The following is a 23,761-nucleotide window of genomic DNA, read 5'->3' on the forward strand; positions in this document are numbered from 1 at the left end:
GGTTTTAGGGAGGCAAAATTTGGGATAACTGGCGCTTCTCCCATTCTCCCAATCACCCCGTCTCGTTCATCTCCCTTTAGTGATGATGTTCTTCTTCCTTAGCGAATAAATTCCAGATAAACCCACCGTTGATCACAAAACCGTCGGTTGGGGCCCAGATCTCGGCGAAGGTAGGATCGTTGACCGGCGGCCGGACGATCTCCTGGTAGCGGGATTGCCGCGTATCGATGAAATTCTCAAAATTCAGGAAGAGACTGAAGTGATTCAACTGGCGCAGGGCCATGAAGCCCACGATCCAATAGTCCCGCGTCTGGCTAAAATCACTGCGGAACTGCCGGCCGGTATAGTAAGATTCCAGTCCCAGTCGCCATTTGCCGTGTTGCTCGAATACCAGTACCGCCCCGGCGTTGTGTCGTGGCGTCAATGGCTTTTGATTATTGGTGTTGAGGTAATTGAGCCGGGCATCGATAAAGGCGTACTGGAGAAAGAGTTTGAAATCCAGATAAGTGAATTTGATATTGGTTTCAAATCCTTTACTATCGATAGTGCCGTCGGCATTTGTAAAGCGGAAGTTGGTCGGCCCTTCATTTTGCTGTAGAACGAGGGCGTCATTCAGTCGGGTATAAAAGAAAAGCTGATTGATGGAAAAAGTCACTTGGTCGCCGATCACCGTTTCGTAATTCAGGTCAACATTTCCGCCGACGGAGCGTTCTGCGGCCGTTGCCGAACTGCTGATCGGGAGTATATCCCGGAACGTGCGGCCCTCGGCTTCTTCGGTAAAAATGGTTGGTAATTTGTAGCCCAAACCACCTCCGATCCTGCCCGAAAAGCGGGGCGTAAGCTGGAACAGTAGGGAAACCCTCGGCAGGACAAAGGTGCCGTACTGGGAATTGAGATCCGTCCGCAGGCCGCTTTCCAGAGCGAGTGCATCGCTGAGGTCCCAGGTGTGTTGGGCGAATGCGCCAAGGGTAGTGTTTTCGTAGTCCCTTTTCTGGAAATTGCCGAACGAATTTTCCCGAAAGCGGTCGGTAAACAGATTGGCGCCGATGGTCCATTGGGCCCGTACGCCTTCTTTTGCATAACTCACTTCGGAAAAACTGGCCAGTTGCCGGCCGGAAAACTGGTAATTGGGAATGATGACTTCCCGGTCAAAAAAACCGACACTGTTGCGTACGCGCAACAGGGCATCATTGGCGAAGGTCCGGTCCAGGGAGAGCTGAGTGGAAAACCGCTGGGAACGGTTCTCCTCCGAGAAAGTATGCTGGGTATCCGGAGTTCCGTCAATTACCTGCAAGTCCCCGCCAATACGATTTTCCAAAGTGGTATTGACGCCCAGCCAGAGTGTGGTGTTTTCGTCGGGATACAGAAAAAACCGCGGTGTAAAGGTCAGGCTTCGCACCCGTGGGATATCGGAAAACCCGTCTTCGTTGGGATCGTAGGGCTCCTGCCGGTTAGCGGAAGCATAGAGGGATAGCCCGGCTTTTTCACCTCGCTGTGCGTAAAAGCCGTTCGCCGTGGTGCCGCCTGCACTGGTCTGGTTGAGCATCAGGCTGAGTTCCGGCCGTTCGGCAACCGGTTTTTTGGTCACCAGATTGATCAGGCCGGCAATAGCTCCGCCGCCGTAGAGGGTAGAGGCGCTGCCTTTGATCACTTCTACCTGCTGGAGATCCAACGGCGGGATCTGCATAATGCTCAGGCCACCGGAAAATCCACCGAATAAAGGGAATCCATCCTTCAGGATCTGGGTATAGCGTCCGTCCAGTCCCTGAATGCGGATGCTTTGGTTGGCCGAACTGGCTGAAGTCTGCTGCATCTGAATGCCGGTGCTTTCCCGCAGCAGCATGGCAATATTGGTGGAGTTCATCACGGCTTTTTCGGCAAGTTCTTCCGCCCCCAGAAATTCTATCCGGGTGGGGATCTCCTCGATAGTGCGGCTGCTCCGCGTGGCCGTGACGGTGATCTCTTCCATTTCCTCACCTTCCTCCAGAAAAATGGTCAGCGGATGGTCGTTCGCCAGCGGGAATTCGTAAGCTGCCCGAAAATCCTGGTAGCCGACAAAAGAAATAACGATCTCTCGGCGGCCGGCGGGGATATCTTCAATGACGACGAGTCCCTGCTCGTCGGAACTGGTGCCGAGGGCCGTACCCTCCACCTGAACCGTAGCTCCGATCAGGGGTGTTTGCGAATGCTCGTCTTTGATGTAGGCGCGAAAGCTATGCTGCGTGTAGGCCGTAGCGCTACCCAGCAGAAAAAGTATAAGAAGGTATTTATTCATAATGAAATTCGAGTTGTGGGAGGGCATCCCGGACGGTAGTGGGGCATTTCTGCCCGGCGGATATCGAAATACACCGTGCCGGTATTGGGTATCGTGGTTTTACGAATACCGGTGTTGATATCCTCATCGGGACTGCCTCTCAAACAGGTGATCTTGCAAATAAACTTTAAAAGTGGCACGGGTATCAGACCGTCGGATGTCCGTAGAGCATTTGAGCGGCGCTGATTAGTGCCAGGGCGAAATTATGACTTGGAGGGGTCAGATCTTCGGCGGATGCCAGATCGGGGAAACGACCGGCGTGGACACCGGAGACTGGAAAAGATCGTTTCGAACCAGGAAGGTATGGAAGCTCAGCACTTCCAGGCTATGGTCGGCCGTGATAAAACCCAGACAACACTGGCAGGACTGAAAAGGATTACAGTTTTCGCTGCAGGCTCCTGCGTGGGGATCCTGATGCTCACCCGCTTCATCGTTGCAGATCTCCTGGCAGCATACAGATTCAGTAACCAGGCTAAGCATACTCCAGACGGGAGCAAAAGCCAGGGTGAAAATATAAACCGATAAAAATATGGCCAGGCGTCTCATCGCCGTAAAGATAGTATAAATAACCGGCCGGTTGCGGGGAGGCGGTCGCCGTTTGGTGTCCACTTCCCAATCTATCGGACAAGTTTATAGATGATGTCTTCACCATTACTAATATCCTGGAGAAATAAAGAATCGGCCCGGAGGTCGATGATCGGAAGCAGAATGGTCTCTCCCGGCCCGATCTGGATATCAAATTTAAGGGTCTGGTTTTTCAACAAGGTCCAGGTGCCATCTACCCGGTCAGTTCCGTGGGGGCCGCTGGATTGGTAATAAGTTGCAAAATTTCCATTGGATCTGATCTCGATCGCATCGGCGTAAGCACTACTATTGAAGATCAGACCCTGAGGGCCCTCGGGAAAGGATTCCACTTCACCGGTTGCAACATTGGTGATCTCCCGGATCTCCCAGGCGCCCACCATGGATTCATCGGAAGGGAAAGTAGTCGAACTTTCCTTTTTGCAGGCAAACATTAAAAGACAAGACAGTACCAGAACAAAGTGCGTTTTTTTCATCATAATTTTATTGGCTGGTAAGTATAGACGGAGGTTAGGGGCGAAATGGTTGGGAATCTGATAAATTTTGAAATACCTTGCCGCCCCTTGTTCCGGGGCCGGAATAAAGAACAGCATCGGCCTTTTCCCGGGCATTCACTACAACTCATGCGAATCAGGAGTTAAAAGTCCCGTAGGGACGAGCTATAGGTAGCCCGTCCAATAATTCGGGAGGTTCAGCGTGCCGTAGGTACGCAATATGGTTTTACATGGCGTACCTACGGCACGCTAAGCCGGGAAATGGTCATTTTGCTACCTCCATTTTGTGCCTAAAGGCACATTTATTCTAAATTTAATTCCTGATTGGCATAACTCATACCATGGATCACATGTTATTTTTTTCCCGCTCTACCTTTTTCCTTGTTTCATTATTAAGTTTGTTTGCCTGCAAACCACAGCCGGAACCGGATCTTCGCATACTCACCTTCAACATTCACCACGGGGAAACCTATGACGGTAAAATGGATCTGGAAGCGATGGCGGAGGTCATCCGGTCGGTCAATCCCCACCTTGTCGCCCTGCAGGAAGTTGATGTCCATACTTCGCGGGTAAATGGCGTCAGCCAGATCGAGGTGCTGGCTGAATACTGTGGGATGAATTCCTACTTCGCCAAGGCACTGGACTTCGGTGGTGGCGAATACGGTAACGGAGTCCTTTCGGTTTATCCTATCCTGTCGGCAACGACCCGCCAACTTCCCAGTTCGGCCGATCGGGAGCAAAGAGTAGCGGCCGACTGTCGGATCGCGCTGCCCGGAGATACGATCCGTTTCCTCAGTACCCATCTGGATCATTTGTCGAAAAACCCGGATCGCCCGGCTCAGGCCCGGGCGCTGCTGGAGGCCTACCATAACGATCCCCTGCCTTCCATACTGGCGGGCGATCTCAACGATCGGCCGGAAAGTGAGGCACTGGAGATCCTGCAGCAGTTCTGGACGCTTTCCGGCGCTCCGGACGATTTCACCACACCGGTGGAAAAGCCGGATCGAAAGATCGATTATATTCTTTACGCTCCGAAAAACGGCTGGCGGGTGATCAGTTCCCAGGTGCTGTCGGAGCCGGTCTCGGATCATCTGGCCGTATTTACGGTATTGCGGAAGGTATCCGGCCCGGGCGTTTGATGGCACACTAACGGATAATCTTTCAAAGTGGTCTCCCCGTCTTTCTCATTTTGTCCGATAGTTTGGTGCTAATTAGTCTAAGTTGCGATGCAACTTAGGTAGAGGGTTTCCCTATCGTTAAAATGGAACAAAATCGCTCATTTTAACGGTTGCAGTCTCTCTATGCTCTACCATCTACTCTCTTCAATTCAAGTATCGCAACTTAAATTAATTAACAGTGGTCCGCAAGAATTTGAAAATCAATCTTATACTGGAAGTCCGTTAGGGATTTCCGAAAGGGGCAAAAGAATTTCCAAAAATTCCGCTAAAAAATCTTTCCCACCTGGGTACATCCAGTGCCGCTCCAACACATCCTACTGAATACGTTATCAAAACCGTTTCCAAAACCAAAGTAGAGATGAAAGTTAGAGTTATTCAGTTACCCGCAAACAGTTACCTGTTACCGAATTTTGCCGGTCTTTCTGCCAATGGCTGGAAATTGATCCTGGCATTACTGCTCCTGCTGGGGAGCACCCTTACTGCATCCGCCCAACCCAATAAGGTGGACGGTGCCCTGCACAGCTTCCTCAATTCCGATTTCATGGTGAAGATGAACGATATGAAGATCGAAGCGGAGGCAGCGGTACGCGCCTTCAAGCAGCAAAGCACGAACCTGGACCCGAATGATGTGAAAAAAGTACGGGTAGGATATGACCAGACGGCCGCCCGTTTCAACCAGGTGCTGACCAATATTAAAGCAGATTTCCTAAACCCGAAAAAACTAAAATTCATCAGCAAATTCCCCGATGACTACCTGAAAGGCCTGGAACTGGAACTGTACCAGCTTTCCGATTTCTACGCTGTGAATTTCCAGCAACCCCTGGCCGATGCCCAGGCGGAGAATGTGGACGGCGGCGCCGTTTTCCTGATCATTTCCGAATTGATCGGTCTGACTAAAGGCCTGTTCACCTACTTCGGGCAGATCCGGCAGAACTCCCGCCAGTACAACGAGGCTTACCTGCAGCAGCATTTTTATAAGCCCTACCGCATGCGCCTGTGGGATGAGGTCAATCAGGGTGGTTTCGACAGTTACAACAACTACAACAATAACAATTACTCCGATCCCACTTATATGAACACGCCGACCCAGGATATGACCCTGCCGGCTAACGAAGTGCCTTTTCCGGAGATCAACTTACAATCCCTGGACAATCTTAACCAACAAGACCAGTACCAGCAAACCGACACTTATGACGAGTGGCTGGACACCAATGAAACGGACCCCAATCAGCAGAGTGATGCCTGGATGGAAGATCCCAACTTCCAACCGGGTTCCGCTCCTGCGGATTCCACAAACCTGAAAGTGGTACCCAATCAACAACCCCAAAGTACCACTCCCGCTAAAACCCCCGCTAAGCCAAACGCTAAGAAAAAGAAAAACGGTTAACGGTATTCAGCATCCGACGCCCGCACGGCGTCGGGTCTCCCTGACCGAGACCTGAACACCCCAGTACCGAACACGAAAGGGTTTTTGATAGCGAGAGGCTTAGGCCTAAGGAGGGCTTCCGATTTGCCGGGAGTCCTCTTTTTTTGCCTCAGAGCGAAGGATAACGGCCGCTAAGGACCCACTTTGGGGCCGGCAACGTCCCCTTTATTGCATTTCCTGAATACTATTTCCCCACAATAGGTGGTTAAAGCTTAACTTTGATCTAAACTTTAAGCATTATTTGATCACATGAGTTGGAAGCATTTAGTTATCTGTCTTAATTTTCTGGTCCTTAGTACCTTTTCTTCGAATGCGCAACAGGATGTTCGTCCGGCCACCATCAACTGGGGTGAAGAACTCCGGGAGCCGGCCGGCACCACCATCGAGCGCATCATCACCGCCGGTTCGTGGGGCGCGTACGTCCTGCGGCGCAAAACTGGCAACACTTTCACCGGAGAACAATTGTTTGTGGAGCAATACGACGGCCGCATGCACCTGAAGCGTTCCCAGAAAGTGGACCTGCGCTATAAGGGCAAAAAACGGGAATTTGAAGACCTGATCTGGTCGAACGGCAAATTGTACCTCCTGACGAGTTTCAACAATGAAGCCAAAAAGAAAAATTATCTCTTTGCCCAGGAGCTGGATCGCCGGCTGTTGCCCAAGAAGAACCTGCAACTGATCGGAGAGATCGATACCCGGGATAAATTCCGGGAAGGGGTCTTCGACGTAGCGGTGTCCCGCGATAGTTCAAAATTGCTGGTCTACAACCAGCTACCGTTCAAAAAGAACGAACCGGAGCGTTTCGCGCTGCGGGTATACGATGCGGATTTTCAGGAGATATGGATGCAGGACATAACCCTGCCTTACGGTGACGGCAATTTCTCCATTGAGGAATACCGCGTCGACCGGGATGGGAATGTCTATTTGCTCGGTGTCATCTACGAAGACCGTACCCGGGTACGCCGCAACGGCAAACCTACCTACAATTATACCATACTGGCCTATACCGATAAAGGCGAGCGGGCCCAGGAATACCGCATCGACCTCGAGGATCAGTTCATTACCGACCTGACCGTTCGGGTAGGCAACGACGGCAACCTCGTCTGTGCCGGTTTCTATTCCAACAAAGGCACCTACAGCATCAAGGGGACCTGTTTCTTCCAACTGGACGTCAATACCAAGGAGATCGTTCACCTGAACCTGATGTCCTTCGATTTTGAGTTCCGGACGGAATACATGTCCGAGGGCCGGAAAGATCGCCTGGAGCGGGCCGAAGTGCAGGGCAATACGAACCGAACACCCGAACTATACCGCTACTCGCTGGATAACCTCATTCTGCGGAGCGACGGCGGAGCGGTGCTGGTAGCGGAGCAGTACTACGTTTTCCAGCAGTCTTATCGCTACTGGGACGGGACGCTGCGGTATGACAACTTCTACAACTACAACGATATCATTGTGGTCAATATCCAGCCGGACGGCGTGATCGAATGGACCACCCGCATCCCGAAACGGCAGGAAACCATGAACGACGGCGGCTATTATTCCTCCTACGCCATGGCCACCGTCCGGGATCGCTTTTACTTCGTTTACAACGATAACAGCCGGAATTATCAGGCCAACCGCAACGGAAACCGCCGCTACCTGTATAATTTCAACGGCCGATATTCAGTTGTAGTAGTATCGGAGATCACCCGGGACGGGCAGTTGAATACCTTCCCCCTGTTCACTAACCGCGATGCCGATGTGATCACCCGCCCGAAGATCTGCCGGCAAACCGGTAGCCGCCGGATGATGGTCTACGGCGAACAGGGTCGGAACTATCGTTTTGCAAATCTAGAATTTGAGTAAATCCGACTTCCAGTCGAATAAGCACAGCCGGCCGGAAGTCGGCTCTACAGACTACTAACATATGCACCGAATTGCCATATTTGCGTCGGGTACCGGAAGTAATGCCCGCAAAATCATTGAATATTTTAAAAATAAAACGGATATTACGGTAAGTTTGGTCCTGTCCAATAAAGCGAACGCCCCCGTCCTGGATATGGCGCGGGACCACGGAATAGACACACTTACGCTTACCCGCAAAGAGTTTTATGAGACCGAGCATCTTTTAGCTCAGCTACACCAACACGCGATCGATTTCATCGTACTGGCCGGTTTTTTGTGGTTGGTACCGTCCTATCTGGTGCGGGCCTACCCGCAGAAGATCGTCAATATCCATCCGGCCCTTTTGCCCAAATACGGTGGCAAGGGGATGTACGGTCACTGGGTACACGAGGCCGTGAAGGCGGCCGCAGAACCGGAAAGCGGCATGACCATCCATTTCGTTAATGAGGCTTACGACGAAGGAGCCATCATTTTTCAATCGAGTTGCCGACTGGATCCGGAAGACGATCCGGAAACGATCGCGAAAAAGGTACTCCGGCTGGAGCACGAACATTTTGCTCCGGTCATAGAACAACTTATTTTAAAACAAGAACGTTGAATGTGCTATATGTGCGATAAAAAATTCCCAATTATGATAAGGCATTTGATAATCATGTCGATGGCATTGCTACTGTGCACCGGGCTGTTTGCCCAGAAGTCAATGAGCTGGAAAAAGCATAGAAAACTGGCCGAAGACCTGATGGAACAGGGAGAGTATTACGAGGCCGCCCAGAACTTTGAAGCAGCCTGGGAGCAAAAGAACAAAAAAACAGAACTGATCTATCAGGCAGCGGAAGCCTATTACCTGGTAAATGACTACCGGGCGGCGGCTGCGGCCTACCAACATGTTTCCGACCGGCAGGATCTCGATCCGGTGATCGGACTGAAATACGCCCGGAGTCTGAAGCAGGACGGACAGTACGACAAAGCCATCGCGGCTTTCGAAGCGGTGTCTGCCACCTATACCGGACAGGATAAAGTGATCCTCGAGGACATTATAAAGATGGAGATCCAGGGAGCGGAAATGGCCGGACAACTGGCCGCCCGCCAGGATCGGAACATGGACCTGAAATACCCCGGTAGTTCCATCAACTCAGACGAAGAGGACTTCGCCCCTTATCCCGTAACGCCGGATCTGCTGTATTTCTCCTCCAGTAAAGGTGGTAAAGCCCGGATCTATTCTTCCCAGCGCCAGGGCATTGCCTGGAGCCAGGCGGATATCCCCGGCAACTTCCCGGTGATCCAGAATGGTCAGTACGCCAATGGTTCACTCAGTCCGAACGGCGATCGTTTCTACTTTACGATCTGCAATGACAGTCGCGGATGGGATCAGCTGAAGACCCGCTGCGAACTGTTCGTGATCAAGAGAGAAGGTACCAACTGGACCCAACCGGAGCGCCTGCCGGATTACATCAATATGGACGGCGTGACGGCTACCATGCCGCACGTGGTGCACATCGGCGGTCGCGAGATCATCTATTACTCCTCGAATCGCGAAGGCGGCCGGGGCGGAATGGATATCTGGTACGTGGTACGCGACCTGGGCCGCAACGATAACGATTTTACCTTCCCCGTTAACCTGGGGCCGGTAGTCAATACGCTGGGTGAAGAGATCACGCCGTTTTACGATCAGGAAGAAGGTACGCTGTACTTCGCCTCCAACGGACATCCTTCCGTCGGCGGTTTCGACGTATTCCGCAGCCTGGGTGAAGAAGTGAACTGGACGATTCCCGAAAACGCCGGTTTGCCGGTCAACTCCAGCGCCAATGATTACGGTTTTATCATCAACCGTTCCCACACTGGCGGTTTCGTGGTGTCCAACCGGCCGTTTGGCGGCGATAAGAACAATACCCGCAATGCGGATATTTTCGAATTCAATATCGGCGGCAATCGCCTGACCCTGAAAGGCAACGTTTACGATCAGGAAAACGGCGAACTGCTCGACAATATCAGCGTGACCCTCTACCAGTTGTTTGAAGACGGTACCGAAAATATGCTGATCACCAAGGACTTTTCCAGTGGCAGCTATCTGTTTGAATTATTGCCGGACCGCCAGTTCCGCGTAGAGGTCGGCCGCAATGGCTACGTGCCGCAGACGTACTCCTTCATTACCAATGATCCGGCTAATATGACCTACGGTCAGCCCATTTACCTGAGTGCCGGCGAGGTAGGTTTACCGCCTGCCACCAATCCGGGTACTACTCCGATCAATCCGCCGGTGGCGAATAACGATCCGGACGATTCCGGATTTGGGAACAACAATAATTCAAATGTGATCGAGAGCAATCCGCCCGTGACCATCAACAACAGCGGAGAGGTATATACGGCTCGGGGTACTTCCGCCAGAGATGATCTGGAGTACACTTCCACGGCTCCCCAGCACAGTGGGACTTACTACAAGATCCAGCTGGTGGCGCTGTCCCGTTTCGATCCCAACAACTCCAAGCTGGATGCCGTGCGCGGCATCGGCCGTATCGACACCGAAGAGATCGTCAATAGCGGTCTGACCCGCATCCTGCTGGCGGATTTCTTCACCGAATCGGAAGCCAAAGCGGCACTGCGCAGTGCCCGTGACACCTTTTCCAGTGCCTATATCGTCAAATACGAAGATGGTATCCGCTACGGGAAAGTAAGACTTTAAGGAGTGTGCGATGCCGGGATATATGTTCCGGCATCGCAGCCTCCAACGCTTATATCCTTTCTGGGTACAAAACCCGCCTGCCTGACACATTTAGGGGACAAGGTCTCTTTCATCACCTAAATTCTGTCAGATGAAATCAATCCTCTACCTTTTACTCTGCTTATTTTTTGGTTACCTGGCTTCGGTTGAGGCGCAGGTCAGTTCCAGTTTCGCCGATCATTCCGACCGGTGGACGATCATTCCCGCTCAAACGCAGGTGCAGTACCAGTCCGGAGGTCCGACGAACGGATACATTTTCGGATCGGATTTTTTGCTGCCGGATCAGGCGATCAACTGGTTTTTTTCCGCTCCGGCCAAATACGCCGGTAATCTTACCGCCTATTATCAAGGAGTGCTCGCTTTTCGGCTCAAATTGCTGCGTCCGGGAGACGGCCCGCTGCCCGCTCATTACGATGTGGTGATCGTCGGTGGCAAGGGTGAAGCCCTGGTCTATAAGCTCCCCAACAGCCCGGGAACGCAGTGGACGCCTTACCGCATCGGATTGCGACCGGATGATCCGAACTGGCGCGTAGTGCCCCAAAATACGCTGGCCGTAAATTCGACCGCGGCCCCGGTCTACCAGGCCAACTGGCCCAAGCCCAATGCCCGCCAGTTCTACGGCATTCTGACCAATGTTCGCAGTCTGCATATCCGCGGAGAACACGTCACTGGGGATGACGGTTGTGCGCTCGACGAAGTCTATCTGGGTAAACCTAATTTTTGATCCATACTTTCATTCCATCCCTGCAGGCCCCCCGAATGGACCACTACTATCCTGCTGCCCTTCGGGAAAACGCCTTTTCCGATCAGGTCCAGTATACCGTAAAATAATTTGCAGGTGTAGACCGGATCCAGCCGGATCCCATGCTCCCGTTCGAACTCCCGGGTAAACGCCCGGAGTTCGGGCGGGAATCTGGCGTAGCCTCCGAAATGATAATCCGTAAATACCTGCCAGTTGGTCAGATCGTCGTCCTGGCCCAGTAATCTTCTGATCTCTTTTTCCATCCAGTTGCCCTTTAGAGCCGAAACGCCCAGTACCCGGCTGCGGCGGATACAGCCCCGGATGATACCGGCCATAGTGCCGCCGGTGCCGCAGGCTACCGCCAGGTAATCGGGCAGGCTGCCGAGCTGTTGCCTGATCTCGGTGACGAGTTCTTCACAGCCCCGGAGTGCCAATTCGTTGGTGCCGCCTTCCGGTAGGACGTAACTGGCACCGAAGCGGTCGAGCAGCGATCGCAATATTTCCGGCTGATCCTTTTTTCGGTAAGTATCGCGATCCAGGTAATGCAGGTGCATGCCGTCCGCCGTAGCCTGGGCGAGGGTGGGGTTGAGCGGCTCGTGCGCTTCGCCCCGGATCACTCCGACCGTCCGGAAGCCATACCGTTTGCCCGCCCGCGCCACCGCAGCGATGTGATTGCTATAGGCTCCTCCAAAAGTGAGCAGCTGGGATTGCTGAGCTTCCCGGGCCGCCTGTAGGTTGTATTTCAGCTTACGCACTTTGTTGCCACAGAAACGGTCGTCTCCGGCAGGCTGCAGGAGGTCGTCGCGTTTCACCAACAATTCAATAGCGTGCTGGTCCAGTACTTCCGCCCAAATCTCCTGGATCGGGCTGGGAGGGTGATTTTGGAATACATCGTGCATAGCGGGAGCAAGATAAGGGTTTTAGCAGGCTGTTCCGGCTCATTCTACGATTGACCGCAGGGTGAGCGGCGGAAAAGTTGTGTGTAAACAAATTGCAGATACCTGAAGTAAGTAAATGTGTAACTTTTTTGATTACAAATTGTATTATTTTTAAAAATAATCAACAAAAAACTTGACTAATAGCCATCAAAATAGTTATATTTGACCTGTAATTCATTTGTATGTTCGCAATTTGCGAAGAGTTAGTAAGTTAGACCTTGTTTTGAGTAAGTGTGGATTATGGAGAGGTGATCAGCCTCTCCTTTTTCTCTGATCCCGTGCTGCTCGGACCCCAAAAAACTTTTTTCGCTCCAAATAGTATTGCTCATGAAATTGATCAGCCTGCTGAAGCATTGGTTGAATGCTACACCTATGTCCCCGGCTCCGGTGCCGGCTGCGCAGCAACTACAAAACCGGAAAATGGTAAAAGTGCCCACTAACTGGCAACTGGACCAATCGTCACCCGCGCCGGCGATTGTAGACAGTAAGCCGAACGCGACAGAAAAAACGCCTCTAAAAACCGCTCGTCTGATTATGGTCTCCGCTCACAACAACAACAAATTTTACGAAATGAAAGAGCAGCCCGACGGCACGTTCCTGGTCGCCTACGGGCGGGTAGGGACGGCGGGGACCTCCGTTTCCTATCCCATGCGATTGTGGGATAGGAAGATCCGGGAAAAACTGCAAAAGGGTTACTTAGACCAGACTCATCTTTTTGCCGAAGAGATCGCCCACACGGGCCTGGAAGCGATCGAGCACCCCGGTGTGCGTGGTCTGATGAGTTTTCTGGTGAATGCGGCCCGACAATCCATCCGGCACAACTATCAGGTATCGGCCGAACAGGTTACCCAGGTCCAGGTGGATCAGGCACAACTTGTTCTGGACCAACTGGTGGATCTGGGGACCAAAACCAAAGTGCCGGGCGAGATCAACGAATTGCTGCTGGATCTCTACCGCATTATTCCCCGGAGAATGCGTAAAGTTCAGGATCACCTGATCGAAGCGCTGGATACGGAGGAAGACCGGTCCGAACTGGACAATTTACTGGCTGCCGAACAGGCCACCCTGGACGTCATGCGCGGACAGGTGAAAATGAACACCCAGCGTCAGGAGCAAGGCACCGAACCCACCGACCTGTTGCGCTCCATGGGGCTCAGCGTAGAGCCCGTTACCGAAGATGCGAGCATCCGCCACATCCGGGAAATGATGGGGAAAGACGCCCGCAAATTCCACCGTGCTTACGCCGTGATCAACCACCACACCCAACGCTCCTTCGATCAGTTTCTGGAAGGCGCTGCGGATAAGGAGACCCGGCTTTTCTGGCACGGAAGCCGAAATGAGAACTGGCTGTCCATTCTGGGTAGCGGTCTGGTACTGAGGCCGGCGAATGCCGTGATCACCGGAAAGATGTTTGGTTACGGACTCTATTTCGCGGACAAGTGCCGGAAATCCCTGAATTATTCTTCCCTGCGCGGTTCCTACTGGTCCGGCGGAACCCAAAACCGGGCCTATCTGGCACTTTACGACGTCCACATCGGGAAGCCGCTGAAGATTAAGAACCATCAGGGCTGGTGCTACGAACTTACCGAAGAAAATCTGCGCAAGCGGGGTAATTACGACTCCCTTTTTGCCCAGGGAGGTGCCGATCTGATCAACAATGAATACATCGTTTACAACCAGGCCCAGTGCACCGTACGCTATCTGATCGAATTGAGGGATTAACCGAAAACGTCCACCGTCAAATTAAACTTACTATGTCCAATTCTCTACAAACATTGCAACCCGAGATCGTGTGCCAGATCACCGAAGCATTGATGTTGACACACGGTACGACTACTACCCTGGAAGTAAAAAAAGAATTGCGTGAACAAGGTTTTTTCGCCGTACAGGAAGAGGTCTCCGCTTTGATGGCGGGCCTGGCCGAGGAACGCAACTGGAAATTTTGGTCCAACGGCCGTTTTCGGGTCTATTCCTTTGCCGAGGATACGGATGAACGATTGTATCACTACCTGAAAAAAGACGATAAAAGCTGGGAGATCCTGGTGGATGGGAAATGGCAGGTTGTTTCGGAGGGGAACGCAGCCCGCACTACGCCCTGCAATTACCAGGAATTTCCCAGCAATCGCCACGCTATTGCCCATGCTGCCGGTCTGCTCATGATCCAGGAAAGCAAAGGTTATGTACCGACCATGCCACGGGGGCTCAATCTGCAGCACCGCTACCGCTACCGGGAATTCATTCGTCAGCATCCGGTGTCCTGTGTGTTGTCTTTCCGGCAGGGACTACAGAATGAGATCTATCCGGCAAAATTCCAGTTGCACGATCAGGTCGCCCATGGCGCTTTGACGGTTCACCGCCGGGTGGGTTACGCTTTTGATCTGCTGCGGGAAGATGCCCGCGCCTTCGCTCTGCCGGCCCGGGAAGTTAATGCCTGGAAAGTCGCCGATGAGTTGTTCGAAAAAGGATTTTTCTTGGGGGAAGCCCAGGTTTCCGAATCAGCCACGCTGGCGTCCGGAGAACGTATGGGCCGCTGGAATCTCCTGGAGGCCGACGAAGCGGCGAAGCGCACCGAGTTGCATCTCAAAACCTCCGGGATCTACAAAGCAGAATTCTACTATAAGAATGATCGCCGGATCGAATTGAGTTACGAAAACTGGCAACCCGAGACGGAACTCTGGCCGATGGTCTGTTTGCTGTTGGGGATCGTTGCCGATAGCTAGAAAGGTACGAGGGCTGGAACGGGGCGTCATTTTCTCGCCGCGTAGCCTGAAGCTCTCCCAATTGCTGTATCTTCCGACTGACTTTAAATGGCCTGACCGGGCACTTGCCGGCTTCAACACCGGCGCATCTTACCCGGTAGCCTGACCTAAAACCCTAAATTATGTTCTACGGCTCCGCTCCGGTCCTCTTCGTCAGGGATCTCCGCACCTCACTGGACTATTACTGTGATGTACTCGGTTTTCACCGGCCCCGGCTGTGGGGTGATCCACCGAATTTTGCCATGCCCAAACGGGAAAACATGATCCTGATGTTGTCCCAGCCGGAAGATGCTACCCGCATAGCGCCCAATCGGGACATCTGGGATCTGTACTTCTGGGTGCAGGATGCCCGGCAACTGTTTGCCGAATTCAGCGGGAAGGGGGCCGTCGTGCAACAGGAGCCCATTTACAAGTCGGAATACGGCAATCTGGAATTTATCATCGAAGACCCGGACGGCTATACCCTTGCCTTCGCCCAGGGGATGACGGAAGACGCCTTTTTTGCCGGAGAGACCCGGGAAGCAAAAGATCGCACGGAACTGCTGTATATGTGTCCGGTGCTGGCCTCCGCCGACGTAGCCCGGGATATCCGCTGGTACGAAACCAAGCTGGGTTTTAAGAATGTATTTGACAGTACGCACTATTCGGACGGACCGGCGGATTACGCCGTGCTGCGGCGACAGGACCTTATCCTGCACCTGCAAATGCAGTTTCCGCAGGACATGACGTCAACCGATGTACGGATCGAAGTGAAAAATATCGGACCCTTGTTTCGGGAATATGTGGAAAAAGGAGTGGTGGAGGAAGCGGCGATGCGACGGCAGACAGCCTGGGGCACCAATGAGTTCGGCCTCTTTGATCCCAGTGGTAACCGGATCACCTTTCTGGAAGATATTTAACAGAATGCTGGACAGCAGCGAGCCCAGATATTTTCGGCCCGCTGCTATCCGGCATTAGGTTTAGAAATCGTTGGCCAGCAGCCAGTCGATATCCTCGATCAATTCGTCCATCTTTTCGGCTACCGTGCCGTTAGCGAACGAACGGATGTGGCCGTTCTTATCCACCAGGATCACCCATCCGCTATGATCGAAGCCGCCGGGCGCATCCGGATCCTCGCGGGCAATGCTCAGGTAATCATTTGCGATGTCGTAGATGTCATCGCGGTCACCGGTTACAAAATGCCATTTGTCCGAGCTCACCGCCAGTCCGTCCGCATATTCCTTGAGGCGGGCCACTGAATCCCTTTTGGTATCAATGGTGTGCGACAGCAGCAACAGCCGATCGTCATTTTCAAAGCGGTCGTAAATCCGTAGCATTTGCTGTTTCACCTTCGGACAGATCGTCGGGCAGGAAGTGAAAAAGAAATCCGCTACGTAGGCTCTACCGTTAAAAGTAGAATTATTCACCACCTGGCTGTCCTGATCCACAAAGGAAAAGGCCGGAATAGTGTGGTAGGTGGTATCACCGGTATTCGGATCTATATCGTGGTTGCCGATAATGGGCAGTTCCTCCGGTTCTGCAGTTTCGCTGCAGGCTGCGAACAGCACCGTTAGTAGGAATAAGCTGATTGGTAGATATCTCATGATTGATGATGTTTCTTTTTAGGGGCAGGTCCCGCCGGTTGGCTACTGAGCAAATGATCCCTGCACCAACGTTTTTATAGATCAACGAGCTGGATACCCGTTGGGTCGATCGCCGGTTGAAATTTGGGGTGAAATACCCGGAAAATGACATTAATCGGACCGAACCCGGTTTCTTGGCCGCACCTTCGGATCTTTTTTTAAAAATGAGCGGTGGGGGCGGGGAGATGGGGTGATTGGGAGAAGGGGAGAAAAGGAGTGCCTTCTCCAAATCGTCTCATCATCCTGTCTTTCTAACTTTGGCCGTACAATTTCGGGCCGGAGCGATGGTGCCTTATTCTACTTCGAGCGCTTTCAGGATACTGTCGGCTTTGGCCATGCTGTTGTTCATCTCCTCCCGCACCAGGATAATGGACTGTTCCTGATCTTTGAGGTATTTAATGATCGCATCGTGGGCTTCCGACTCCTGGAGCGGTTTCAGTTGTTTGAGGTTGTGCATCCAGTCCCACATGCCTTCGTCGGCCGATTCGAGTTCCTGAATGGCGATGGATATATCGTCTTTGGTAGCCGTATCGAGCGACTCATTGCTTTCCCACTGCGTTTTCAGTGATTTGGTCAGCTGATGCATGGTTCCCATTTTAGGCATTACTTCGTCGTGAATGGCCATTACTTTATCCCAGGTCTGTTGCTGGGAGGTCAGCTGGTCCGTCGTAAACCTGGAATCACTCGTTTCCGCTGCTGTCGTTTCTTCCGAATTGGAGGTGGCTTTATTACCACAGGCCATAAAAGTTACGGAGACCAGCAGGGCAAAAGCCGAAACAAAAAATAATTTCATAGCAAATGTTTTTCAGACCGGTAAGTTAAGCAAAATGCATTATCCGGGCTGTCCTAATTGAGTTGAAGCATAGTTATGTTGAGTACTCCTCAAAAATTTTACAATAATAAAACAGCAAAGTAGATCGCATCGATCAGCCGCGGGCCGGTTTTTTTCAATGGCCCATATTAGCGGGGCCACGGAGGTGGCGGGGAGCATAAAAAAAGGGATCCCGGAATGATGCCGGGATCCCAGGGGGGATATATATCGAATTGGGTTATTCGGAAATATTGGACAAAAAGATCTGCCGGTCCTTGACCAGGATGATCTGCTTTTTGGTGGTTGCCCCCTGCCTGACTTCAAAAATGTAGCGTCCGCCGGCCAGGTTTTCCAGGTGTACTTTCGTGGAATAGCCATTGTGATTCCGAACAAATGCCCGGTAGAAGGTCGTCTTTTCGTCGATGCTCGTGATACTCACGGTGGTGTGCATTTTTTGCAGGTTCATCACCTGATACACCATGGCGTTATCGTTGACTATTTTGGTTTGCAGGTTAAAATTACTCTCCGGCTTACCGTCGTTGGCGTGCAGAGAAAAACTAATGGCCATCAGGGCGATCAGGAAGAAAGATTTGAAGATGTTCATAACACTAAGGGTTTTAATTATCATGTATATCCCCTGAATTTGGAAGGACAGAAAATGGTTACCCTTAGCCGGTAAAATTTTTTCGGAAAGTGGAAGAGACAGTAAACTTGCGGGAAGCGCCAATAAAAAATGGAGCTCCGGTACCAGACCGAAGCTCCAACGCAGTTTGAGTGTTTGGGTTAGATAGATTAACCCTTGACAGAGGATAGTTGCACTTTACTGTCCCGGACGAGGATCACCTGCGTCTTGGACTGTTCGTTTTGCTCTACCTGGATCATGTAGCGACCGTCGGTAAGTTCCTCCAGATTGATCTTGCGGATGTATCCGTTGTGATTGCGGATGTAATCCGTGAAATAAGCAGTTTCGCCATCGAGGCTCAGGATGCTTACTTTCGTTTTTTCCTGCTGCAAATTGTACAACTGGAGTACCACCACATTGCTTTCCACAACGTGGCTTTTTAGCCGTAGTTCTCCGGTTGGTTCATTGGAAGCTGAAGCATTCAGGGTCATCGCCATCAGGGCGAGTACGAAAAAAGATTTGAAGATTTTCATAAAAAGTCGGGTTTGAAAAATTTGAAATAACAGTCGATTAATCTTTGGGGAGTGTTGTTCGCAGTTAGTAGTAATGACGGTTGCTGCCCGGGATAAGTTGCAGGGAGCTTCCGTTTTAACACGTTAAAGAGTTGTTAACGCTTTTGGGTGATTGTGGGGACAAAATTGCGGAAAACGGCTTCGCCGCGCGCAATTCATTTGATAGACGGTAGCTTTTTACCGATGAATGGCAGCAGAGCGCCGGAAAGACATCCGACGTTCTTATTGATATACTGGTTTATAGCGGGAGGATCGGTTGGATAAGGAAAACAAACAGAAGGAGGAAGGTATCGGTGATGGCTACTTTTTATCCTCCTTTCCCGTTTCGTATTTCTGAATGTACTCGCCGACGATATCGTTGATGATATCCTTGAGCATGGCCCGTTCTACCCGGGCGATGTTGCGCAGTTTTTCCAGCTTCTGCGGTTCGAAAGTGAGGGTGATCCGGCGGCGTTTGGGAGCTTCTCCCTCGATCTCGATCTTGGAAGGTTCTACGGTATTGCGGATCAGCATATCCAGGCTGCTGCGACGGCGTTTGGGACGTTTGGGCTTTTCGGCGGGCTCCTGTTTTTTTACTTCCGCCATTTGCCTTTCGAAAGATTCCTCAAAAGTTTCGGACAGGAAAGATTGCAGGGAGTCGGTAAAGTCCTTGCCGCTGATCTTTTTCTTATCGGCATCGGCGGTTTCGTCCGCTTCCGGTGCACCCTGGTCGGAAGTGGTTGCTTGCTCCTGCGATTGGGTGTCCTCGATCGGATCCCCAAAGAGACTTTCAAAATTGTCGGTAAATCTTTTCTTAGCCAAAACGTTCAGGATTATGTATGATCATTGCCGCTGAATTGCTAGCTGCATCAACTGGCTTTAACTTGGGTTCGTTCCATGATCTCCTTGCAGAGACTCAAATAATCTTCCGCCCCGGAACTGGTGCCGTTGTAGGCGAAAATGTCCTGCCGTTGGGCCGGAGCTTCCGCCAGGGCAACATTGTCGCGGATATAGGTCTCGAAGACCAGGTGACCGAAATATTTCTGGATGGTTTCCACTACATCCCGGTTGAGCACTTTCCGGCCGTCGTACATCGTGGGCAGTACGCCCAGTATATCCAGCTTTTTATTCAGTCGCAGCTTCACTTTCTGGATCACCTGCTTAATCTTCGCGAGGCCCTGCAGGGCCAGGAATTCCGTTTGCAGTGGGATCAGGACGTATTCACTACTGGTCAGTGCATTCAGGGTGAGCAGGCCCAGAGAAGGCGGACAGTCGATGATCACAAAATCATAGGCGTCCCGCACCCCTTCCAGCAATTCTCTTAAGATGTATTCCCGTCCGGCTTCATTGATCAGCTCCATCTCCGCACCCGAAAGATCCAGAGTAGAAGGGACTACATCCAGCCCGGGGCGCACCGTAACGGGAGCCAGATCGGCTTCGCCGCGCAAGGCTTCGTAGAGTGTAGTGGATTGCCGGCCGACACCGAGGGAAAGCGACAGATTGGCCTGCGGATCCAGGTCAAGCAAAAGTACGCGCTTATCCAGTTCTACTAGTCCGGCACCGATATTTATTGTACTGGTGGTTTTGCCAACTCCTCCTTTATGATTCAACAACGAAATGACTATGGCCATAGGTATTCAAACTGTATTTTATCAATCGGGGGCTAAAATAGGGATTTTAATATTAATGGCGGATAGTTCGTAAATATCTTACCTTTGTACAGGAAAACACATCTATCTACGTTTTACACCTAATAAAGATACGCTACTTCGTCACTAACCTAGCGTTAAAACTATTATTTATTCCTGAAAATTATTATTGATGAAAAAATTCCTGATGTTATTAGGGGTCATGGTTTCAGCCGTGAGTATATCCTGGTCACAGTCCGAATCTGTAGCGGATTATGTACCGACGGAAAAGGCCCTGTTGTGGGAGGTCAGTGGGAATAATCTCACCAAGCCGTCCTACGTGTTTGGTACCATTCACATTATTAAGAAAGACGATTATTTTTTTACTCCGGTCATGGAGAAGGCCCTGATGAATACGGATGAGGTGGCTTTTGAGATCGACATGGAGGATATGAGTGACTTTTCCAAGATCATGGGTATGATGTCCAGTATGTATATGAAGGACAATCAGACCCTGCGCGACCTGCTGGAAGACGACGAATACGAACTGGTCAACGCCCATTTCCAGAAAATGGGACTTCCGCTGGCATTTCTGGAGCGGATCAAGCCGATGTTCCTGTCCATGATGGCCGGGGGCGGAGAAGATATGATGGGTTTTTCGATGGACGGTGAGTCCAGCTCCTCCATGGTATCCTACGAAATGCAGATCATGGAAATGGCGAAAAAAGAAAAAAAGGAGATCTCCGGTCTGGAAACGATGGAGTTCCAGATGAGTCTGTTCGATAGTATTCCCTACGATGCCCAGGCCAAAATGCTGCTGTCCAGCATCGAAGCGGAAGGTAAAAGCGAGGAAGGGGATAACCAACTGGATATGATGGTGAAAATGTACAAAGACCAGGATATCCAGGGCATGCAGAGCATTATGAAAGACGAACCCGATGCGCTGGGCGGCTACGAAGAACTGCTGCTGCAGAAACGCAACCGCAACTGGATCCCCATTATGGATAAAATGATGGGCGAAAGACCGGTATTCTTTGCGGTGGGAGCCGGTCACCTCGGCGGTGAAGAAGGCGTCATCAGCCTGTTGCGGCAGGCCGGGTATGAGGTCAAACCCGTCATGGAATAGCAGATCATCACCGATTGAAAAATCTGGAAAGGCGCAAAGGATGGGGATGTTTTCCCGTTCTTTGCGCCTTTTAGTTTTGCGTCGTATCTTTCGGACGCACCATGTATACCGGAAAAACATGAAGCAATTCACGCCCACTGATATTGAGAATTATTACGACCATACCGAAGTCCACTACCGCATGTGGTGGAACCTGGAGGAAGCGGCCGGACTGCACTACGGTATTTGGGAACCGGATACCCGTACCAATACCGAAGCTATTCTCAATACCAACGCCCGGCTGATGCGTCTGGGCGGCATCACCGCGGCGGATCGTGTGTTGGATGCCGGCTGTGGGATCGGCGGCTCCGCGCTTTTTCTGGCGGAGCAGTTGGGTTGCAGGGTAGAGGGCATCACGCTGAGCCGGCGGCAGGTAGAAACGGCCACCCGTCTGGCGGCGGAAAAGGAACTGGATGAGCTGGTATCCTTTTCCCGGCAGAATTACCTGGATACGGATTTTCCCGATGCTCATTTCGATGTGGTCTGGGCGATCGAGAGTTTTGGATCGGCGCCGGCAAAGGCGGACTTTTTCCGGGAGATGTACCGCATCCTGAAACCGGGCGGACGTATCCTCTTTGCCGATACCTTCAAACCCTACCCCTACGATATCACTACCGACAAGGATATGCTGACCATGCTTAATGGCTGGGCGATCTCCGATATCCTGGCGCTGGAAGAACTGGAAGCCATGAGCCGGGAACAGGGATTTCCTCACTTCCGGGTCGAGGATGTGAGTGCCCAGATCAAACCTTCGGTCAACCGGATCTACCGGGCGGCCCTGTTCGGCATGATCGGCACCAAGGCCTACAATCTGTTTAAGACCGCTACCTACTTCTCCCGTATTCACTACAAGACCGGACTGGCTCAGAAAAAGACCTACCGGCGCGGAAAGTGGGGATATTATTTGGTAAGTTGCACCAAAGCAAACGGGCAATAAAGTTCAGACCAGGAGCATTCGGCAGCTGTAGCCGGTTCCTGCGATAATTTGAAAAACGAACATCTTGAAACCCAGATATTACCTGTCGCTGCTGCTGTTGATCGGACTGCTGACCGCCTGTCAGCAAAAAATGGCGCAAACCGTTTCCACCGACGCCCATGCCGAGCTGTCGGCTCCCGTCCGGATGATCCGGAAGATCGAATTGCTGGAGTTGAGATCCGTCAATCTCAGTGAAGACATGTCCGTTTTTTCCACCCACGACGATGAGATCATCCTGATCGCCTATCTGCTGCAGAAAGATGCGGATAGTTTGAAGATCCTGGATGTACACCTGTTTAAGGATCTGACCTTTGATTCTTCCAAAACCAGCTACGAACTGCCGTATACCCTGGCGCCGGATACCGCCCGACTCGCTGATTGCATGGCGGCTTTTATGCTGGCCGAACTGGATAACGAAGGGACGGAATACAGCATCCGCGATACGTTCAGTCGCCGGATCACCCGCTACGTCGATGGCCGCCCGCCGAGCCGGCTGGCTGTGGATTCCCTTTTCGGAACGGATGATTTCCTGGACCTGGAATTCCTGCGCTACGACGAACCCTACCGGGAAGGGGAGCAGGAGGTGCTGTTTAAGGGCATGCAATTATTTGACCGTTTTGAATACCGTTTGACCTACCGCCTGTATTAGATGGGGCCGTATGCTGACTTAGCGCGCAGTATTGATTATATTTGGGAAACAACAACAGCAGGGTAGTCATTTTCATGCCTCCGGGTTCTCCCCGGGCGAACCGTAAAATCTTCTACTATGGTAACGGACTTACAGGAAATTGAATCTACGCTGAAAAACATCATGCTGGAGTGTGTACCGCCGCTCCAGGTAAGAAAAGAGACTCCAACGCTACTGGAACTGGCGGGCACCCGGCCGGCCATGCAGGGAAAACAAAAAGTCGACGGCTTTTATTTCGGTAGTGTAGTACCCAAACCCAAAGATATTCGCCTCTATTTTTTTCCGATCTATACCCACGTGGATGCCTTTGAAGATATTCCGGAAGGAGTCCGCAAATGCCTCAAGGGAAAAAGCTGCTTCCACATCAAAAAACTGGACGAGGAGCTGGAACGGGCCTTCCGGGAGATGGTGCAGCGGGGACTGGAACTGTACCGGAAGGATGATCTGGTTTGAGATCGCCGGGTAAAAATTAAATGATAGACTGACGTAATATTGATTTGGGAATCCTGACTGTGACCAGCACGTCAGGACCAGGCCACTGCGCGTCCTGTATAGAGCTTCCCCACCGGGGAGAATAGCCTTTCTGATGAATCATAGCACCATCCCAATAACCCATACCTCATTAAAATAGTAAGCCTTTAACCGTTAAAAGTACCATT

At 51.7% G+C, this 23,761-nt stretch carries 23 protein-coding genes; 13 read left to right on the forward strand and 10 right to left on the reverse strand.

Annotated elements, in window-relative coordinates:
- Nucleotides 1-76: 76 nt before the first annotated feature.
- From CRP01_RS27980 to CRP01_RS27990, 3 genes are all read right to left on the reverse strand, one after another.
- A complete protein-coding gene (locus tag CRP01_RS27980; protein WP_099153368.1) occupies nucleotides 77-2,275 on the reverse strand; it encodes a TonB-dependent receptor in 2,199 nt (732 codons plus the stop codon).
- A gap of 258 nt (nucleotides 2,276-2,533) precedes the next feature.
- The gene (locus CRP01_RS27985; RefSeq protein ID WP_099153369.1) at nucleotides 2,534-2,923 is read right to left on the reverse strand and encodes a hypothetical protein; all 390 of its coding nucleotides are present in this window, start codon (nucleotides 2,921-2,923) and stop codon (nucleotides 2,534-2,536) included.
- 8 nt (nucleotides 2,924-2,931) lie between these two features.
- A complete protein-coding gene (locus tag CRP01_RS27990) occupies nucleotides 2,932-3,375 on the reverse strand; it encodes a lipocalin family protein (RefSeq protein ID WP_143473561.1) in 444 nt (147 codons plus the stop codon).
- Nucleotides 3,376-3,731: 356 nt separating this feature from the next.
- On the opposite strand from CRP01_RS27990, the gene CRP01_RS27995 reads away from it, so the two are divergent.
- From CRP01_RS27995 to CRP01_RS28020, 6 genes are all read left to right on the forward strand, one after another.
- The gene (locus CRP01_RS27995; RefSeq protein WP_099153371.1) at nucleotides 3,732-4,529 is read left to right on the forward strand and encodes an endonuclease/exonuclease/phosphatase family protein; all 798 of its coding nucleotides are present in this window, start codon (nucleotides 3,732-3,734) and stop codon (nucleotides 4,527-4,529) included.
- A 397-nt stretch (nucleotides 4,530-4,926) separates the two neighbouring features.
- Nucleotides 4,927-5,955 (forward strand): hypothetical protein, encoded by a 1,029-nt coding sequence (locus CRP01_RS28000; RefSeq protein ID WP_099153372.1) that lies wholly within the window; start codon nucleotides 4,927-4,929, stop codon nucleotides 5,953-5,955.
- A gap of 288 nt (nucleotides 5,956-6,243) precedes the next feature.
- Nucleotides 6,244-7,842, forward strand: a complete 1,599-nt coding sequence (locus CRP01_RS28005; RefSeq protein WP_099153373.1) for a hypothetical protein — start codon at nucleotides 6,244-6,246, stop codon at nucleotides 7,840-7,842.
- Nucleotides 7,843-7,903: 61 nt separating this feature from the next.
- A complete protein-coding gene (gene purN / locus CRP01_RS28010) occupies nucleotides 7,904-8,479 on the forward strand; it encodes a phosphoribosylglycinamide formyltransferase (protein WP_099153374.1) in 576 nt (191 codons plus the stop codon).
- 60 nt (nucleotides 8,480-8,539) lie between these two features.
- On the forward strand, nucleotides 8,540-10,561 hold the full coding sequence (locus CRP01_RS28015; protein WP_170110569.1) for a hypothetical protein: 2,022 nt from the start codon (nucleotides 8,540-8,542) through the stop codon (nucleotides 10,559-10,561).
- 130 nt (nucleotides 10,562-10,691) lie between these two features.
- Complete coding sequence (locus CRP01_RS28020; RefSeq protein WP_099153376.1) at nucleotides 10,692-11,324, forward strand: laminin B domain-containing protein; 633 nt, start codon at nucleotides 10,692-10,694, stop codon at nucleotides 11,322-11,324.
- On the opposite strand, the gene CRP01_RS28025 is transcribed toward CRP01_RS28020, so the two are convergent.
- On the reverse strand, nucleotides 11,300-12,241 hold the full coding sequence (locus CRP01_RS28025) for a 1-aminocyclopropane-1-carboxylate deaminase/D-cysteine desulfhydrase (protein ID WP_099153377.1): 942 nt from the start codon (nucleotides 12,239-12,241) through the stop codon (nucleotides 11,300-11,302). The two genes, CRP01_RS28020 and CRP01_RS28025, sit on opposite strands and share 25 nt — an antisense overlap.
- Before the next feature lie 366 nt (nucleotides 12,242-12,607).
- On the opposite strand from CRP01_RS28025, the gene CRP01_RS28030 reads away from it, so the two are divergent.
- The 3 genes from CRP01_RS28030 (at nucleotide 12,608) to CRP01_RS28040 (ending at nucleotide 15,938) form a co-directional block, all read left to right on the forward strand.
- Entirely contained in the window at nucleotides 12,608-14,002 is a 1,395-nt protein-coding gene (locus CRP01_RS28030) for a WGR domain-containing protein (protein WP_222845825.1), read from the forward strand.
- A gap of 32 nt (nucleotides 14,003-14,034) precedes the next feature.
- Nucleotides 14,035-15,000: a hypothetical protein gene (locus CRP01_RS28035; RefSeq protein ID WP_143473563.1), complete on the forward strand. Its 966-nt coding sequence runs from the start codon at nucleotides 14,035-14,037 to the stop codon at nucleotides 14,998-15,000.
- 161 nt (nucleotides 15,001-15,161) lie between these two features.
- Complete coding sequence (locus tag CRP01_RS28040; RefSeq protein ID WP_099153379.1) at nucleotides 15,162-15,938, forward strand: VOC family protein; 777 nt, start codon at nucleotides 15,162-15,164, stop codon at nucleotides 15,936-15,938.
- Between the two features lie 60 nt (nucleotides 15,939-15,998).
- Here CRP01_RS28040 and CRP01_RS28045 read toward each other — a convergent pair whose 3' ends face one another.
- From CRP01_RS28045 to CRP01_RS28070, 6 genes are all read right to left on the reverse strand, one after another.
- A complete protein-coding gene (locus tag CRP01_RS28045; RefSeq protein ID WP_099153380.1) occupies nucleotides 15,999-16,622 on the reverse strand; it encodes an SCO family protein in 624 nt (207 codons plus the stop codon).
- 331 nt (nucleotides 16,623-16,953) lie between these two features.
- Entirely contained in the window at nucleotides 16,954-17,454 is a 501-nt protein-coding gene (locus tag CRP01_RS28050; protein WP_099153381.1) for a hypothetical protein, read from the reverse strand.
- A gap of 256 nt (nucleotides 17,455-17,710) precedes the next feature.
- On the reverse strand, nucleotides 17,711-18,076 hold the full coding sequence (locus tag CRP01_RS28055; RefSeq protein WP_099153382.1) for a hypothetical protein: 366 nt from the start codon (nucleotides 18,074-18,076) through the stop codon (nucleotides 17,711-17,713).
- Nucleotides 18,077-18,264: 188 nt separating this feature from the next.
- Nucleotides 18,265-18,627 (reverse strand): T9SS type A sorting domain-containing protein, encoded by a 363-nt coding sequence (locus CRP01_RS28060; RefSeq protein ID WP_099153383.1) that lies wholly within the window; start codon nucleotides 18,625-18,627, stop codon nucleotides 18,265-18,267.
- A gap of 339 nt (nucleotides 18,628-18,966) precedes the next feature.
- Nucleotides 18,967-19,467: a hypothetical protein gene (locus tag CRP01_RS28065; RefSeq protein WP_099153384.1), complete on the reverse strand. Its 501-nt coding sequence runs from the start codon at nucleotides 19,465-19,467 to the stop codon at nucleotides 18,967-18,969.
- A 47-nt stretch (nucleotides 19,468-19,514) separates the two neighbouring features.
- The gene (locus tag CRP01_RS28070) at nucleotides 19,515-20,276 is read right to left on the reverse strand and encodes a ParA family protein (RefSeq protein ID WP_099153385.1); all 762 of its coding nucleotides are present in this window, start codon (nucleotides 20,274-20,276) and stop codon (nucleotides 19,515-19,517) included.
- A 190-nt stretch (nucleotides 20,277-20,466) separates the two neighbouring features.
- Here CRP01_RS28070 and CRP01_RS28075 point away from each other — a divergent pair, with 190 nt between their 5' ends.
- The 4 genes from CRP01_RS28075 (at nucleotide 20,467) to CRP01_RS28090 (ending at nucleotide 23,555) form a co-directional block, all read left to right on the forward strand.
- On the forward strand, nucleotides 20,467-21,399 hold the full coding sequence (locus CRP01_RS28075; RefSeq protein ID WP_099153386.1) for a TraB/GumN family protein: 933 nt from the start codon (nucleotides 20,467-20,469) through the stop codon (nucleotides 21,397-21,399).
- Between the two features lie 118 nt (nucleotides 21,400-21,517).
- On the forward strand, nucleotides 21,518-22,375 hold the full coding sequence (locus tag CRP01_RS28080; RefSeq protein ID WP_170110570.1) for a methyltransferase domain-containing protein: 858 nt from the start codon (nucleotides 21,518-21,520) through the stop codon (nucleotides 22,373-22,375).
- A gap of 64 nt (nucleotides 22,376-22,439) precedes the next feature.
- Nucleotides 22,440-23,063 (forward strand): hypothetical protein, encoded by a 624-nt coding sequence (locus CRP01_RS28085; protein ID WP_099153388.1) that lies wholly within the window; start codon nucleotides 22,440-22,442, stop codon nucleotides 23,061-23,063.
- Between the two features lie 117 nt (nucleotides 23,064-23,180).
- Nucleotides 23,181-23,555: a hypothetical protein gene (locus tag CRP01_RS28090; protein WP_099153389.1), complete on the forward strand. Its 375-nt coding sequence runs from the start codon at nucleotides 23,181-23,183 to the stop codon at nucleotides 23,553-23,555.
- The last annotated feature ends 206 nt before the right edge of the window (nucleotides 23,556-23,761 follow it).

This window comes from Flavilitoribacter nigricans DSM 23189 = NBRC 102662 (assembly GCF_002646595.1).
Lineage (GTDB): Bacteria > Bacteroidota > Bacteroidia > Chitinophagales > Saprospiraceae > Flavilitoribacter > Flavilitoribacter nigricans.